Source organism: Porcipelethomonas sp., from assembly GCF_051893655.1.
GTDB lineage: Bacteria > Bacillota > Clostridia > Oscillospirales > Ruminococcaceae > Porcipelethomonas.
In genome coordinates this window covers 1-3,224 of sequence record NZ_JBJFHN010000057.1, presented here as the reverse complement: position 1 = coordinate 3,224, position 3,224 = coordinate 1, and the positions used below count along the sequence as shown (strand labels likewise).

General features: G+C 37.9%; 4 protein-coding genes. 3 read left to right on the top strand and 1 reads right to left on the bottom strand.

Annotated features, from left to right (window positions below):
- Positions 1-177 (bottom strand): ATP-binding cassette domain-containing protein (locus ACI4WO_RS03370; protein ID WP_439806146.1); only part of this gene is annotated, 177 nt, incomplete at its 3' end.
- Between the two features lie 184 nt (positions 178-361).
- On the opposite strand from ACI4WO_RS03370, the gene ACI4WO_RS03365 reads away from it, so the two are divergent.
- The 3 genes from ACI4WO_RS03365 to ACI4WO_RS03355 all read left to right on the top strand — a co-directional run.
- Positions 362-1,033 (top strand): response regulator transcription factor, encoded by a 672-nt coding sequence (locus ACI4WO_RS03365; protein WP_439806145.1) that lies wholly within the window; start codon positions 362-364, stop codon positions 1,031-1,033.
- On the top strand, positions 1,030-2,097 hold the full coding sequence (locus ACI4WO_RS03360; RefSeq protein ID WP_439806144.1) for a HAMP domain-containing sensor histidine kinase: 1,068 nt from the start codon (positions 1,030-1,032) through the stop codon (positions 2,095-2,097). The genes ACI4WO_RS03365 and ACI4WO_RS03360 overlap by 4 nt, the downstream gene beginning before the upstream one ends.
- 77 nt (positions 2,098-2,174) lie before the next feature.
- A partial coding sequence (locus ACI4WO_RS03355; protein WP_439806143.1) for a leucine-rich repeat protein occupies positions 2,175-3,224 on the top strand: 1,050 nt, incomplete at its 3' end.

The window sequence follows — 3,224 nt, the reverse complement described above, 5'->3', positions numbered from 1 at the left end:
TTTTGTATACTGATCCAGTCCGCCGATAATGTTGAGCATTGTTGTCTTTCCGCATCCGGACGGTCCCAGAATAGATACAAATTCGTTATGACGGAATTTAAGATCAATTCCCTTAAGTGCATGCACCGTATTTTCTCCGGCAGCATAGTCTTTTTTTATGCCTTTTAATTCCAGCATGTATTCATATACCTCCTTATTGGATTATGGTTTTTATTATAGAGCCTGTTTCTCAATTTCATGTCAAATTAATCTCAATTTTTGTTGAGGTTTCGTTGAGGTTTCATTGAGGTTTGCGATTTATAATGAAAAGTTGTATAATAATGTATGTATTGATAAAAATATGCTGAAAGAGGTGTGACAGATGTTTCAGATACTGGTTGTTGAAGATGACGCTGATTTGCAGAATCTTTTCTGTAAAACTCTTATGAGAAATAATTATCAGGCTTATGGAGCAAAAAATGTACAGCATGCACTTAACATCATGGAAAAAGAATATATTGATCTTATTATATCTGATGTAATGATGCCGGGTACAAACGGATTTGATTTTGTGCGGCAGCTCAGGGAAAGCAGAATTGAAATACCTGTTCTTATCATAACTGCCAAAGGCGATATTATGGATAAGCAGTGCGGATTCAATGCGGGAGCAGACGATTACATGGTTAAGCCGATTGATATCAATGAAATGCTGCTGAGAGTAAATGCACTGCTCAGACGTGCTAAAAGTGTCAGCGAAAAAAAGCTTACTTTCGGCAATACTTCACTTGAATATAATTCCTGCACTGTAACAGATAAAAACGGTTCACAGGTACTTCCTCTGAAGGAATTTCAGCTGCTTTACAAGCTGCTTTCCTATCCGGGACAGATATTTACACGTCAGCAGATTCTGGACGATATCTGGGGCATTGAAGAATATGTTGATTCCCATACTCTGGATGTTCACATAAGCCGTCTGAGAGAGCGTTTTAAAAATAATACTGACTTTGAAATCGTAACTATACGGGGACTGGGCTACCGGGCGGTGAAGAAATGAGCAGAATCAAAGATATAAGAAATCGCAGAATAAATAAAGCAAAAAAATACACAAAAATAAGAATACGTATGAGAGCCCTTTTCTTCGTGACTGTTTTCACATTCAGCTTAGTAGCCCTTGGTATAATCAAGCTGCTTGAACAGTTGGGATTGTCAATAAACCATGTTAAAAACCATTCATTTATTATTTTCATGATCTGTGTTTTGTGTATCATTTTATCCACTATGGCTTCCAGCTTCATGATAATCAAGGTTTTCAATCCGCTGAATCAGATAAGCAAGGCTATAAAAATAATTGCCAGTGGTGATTATAATGTAAAGCTTGAGTATGACGGAAAAATCGAGGAATTTGCGGATACTTTTGAAAATTTTAATAATATGGCAAAGGAACTCAATTCAGTAGAAATGATAAGAAACGATTTTATCGCCAATGTATCCCATGAATTCAAGACCCCTCTTTCATCTGTTACCGGATATGTTACCCTTCTTCAGGATCCGGAGCTTACTGAAGAAGAACGCATGGAATATATCCAGAAGGTGTTTTTCAATATTGAAAAGCTTAACGACCTGACAGATAATATCCTGAGAATTTCCAAAATAGAAAATCAGACTTATTTAGACCCTCCGGTTTCATTCCGTCTTGACGAACAGATAAGGGAAGCAATTGTAATACTGGAACCTAAATGGAGCAAAAAAAATATTGAACTGGATATTGATCTTCCCGAAGCCGAATATTTCGGACAGAAATCACTTTTGTTTCAGGTATGGGTAAATCTCATCGGAAATGCAATTAAATTTTCTGATGACGGAGGAAGTGTTTCAATCAGTCTGAAAAAAAGCGACAGTTTTGTTTCCGTTTTTATCAGTGATGACGGCATTGGTATGACTCAGGAAACTATGGAACATATTTTTGAAAAATTCTATCAGGGGGATACCTCCAGACAATCTCAGGGAAACGGACTCGGTTTAGCTCTCTGCAAGGAAATTCTAAACCGGTGCGGAGGAAAAATATTTGTTACAAGCAAGCCGGGAAAGGGTTCTGTTTTTGTTGTACAATTAACGTGAAAAAGTGCTTATTGTTGACAAATACAGGGTTTAATGGTAAAATGTTGGTATATAAATTTTATAGGGAGGACTGTCTGATGAAAATAAGACGGAAAATTTTAAGTGCAGTGACTGCGGCTGCATGTACTTTAAGTATTATCTGCGGAAATGTACCATTTGCTTTAGCAGAAGAAACCGATACGTTGCTTGGAGATGTAAACTATGACGGAAAAGTGAGCATACTTGATGTTGTAGCAATTGGTCGAGGTTGCGTTGAACATAGCGGTATTCCAATGAATGCAGATTTTAATCAAAACGGTATAGTTGATATTTGTGATGCATCTGCTATAGCAGATGCTGTATCTGCAACCGGCGGGTGTGCAAACCGTGATTTATCTGGAGATCCATCTGTTAGTATAGGTAGTGCAGAATGCGGTCCTGGTGAAACAGTAACGTTAGAGGTAAGCTATACCTCGGAGTGTTTTGCAGATGCCGCTGTTGTGGCAATTGACTATGACAGTTCTTTGACTCTGACTGATGTTTCCGGTGCACTATGCTATAATAATGAGGGAAATGAACTTTATGTAGCTTGTGTAAATACGGCAGGTTTCGGTGACAGCTTATTTACTATGACGTTTGAAACTCCTGAAGACGCAGCTAACGGTGACTGTTATGATATTGCTATATATGATCTTACACTTGGAAATGCCAATGGTGAAAAATATGAATATCCTGCTGCAAGTGGAGGACGTATATATATTCAAGACGAAACGGATACTCCGGATACTCCGGAAAAAACAATTAACGGGTTAACATATCAAAGTGTTGATGAAGACGAAGATGGAACGGATGATTATATTGAAATTACAGCTTGTGATGAATCATTAACGGAAGTGGAAATTCCGGAGGAGATTGACGGCTTGCCGGTGACAAATATAGGAGATTGTGCATTTTATAATTGTACAAGCCTTGAAAGCATAACAATTCCTGACAGTGTTACGAGTATAGAAAGTGGTGCATTTTGTGGATGTACAAGTCTTACAAGCATAACGATTCCAGAGAGTGTGACAGATATAGGAGATAGTGTATTTGAATACTGTACAAGCCTTGAAAGCATAAAAATCCCTGACAGCGTGACGAGTATAGGA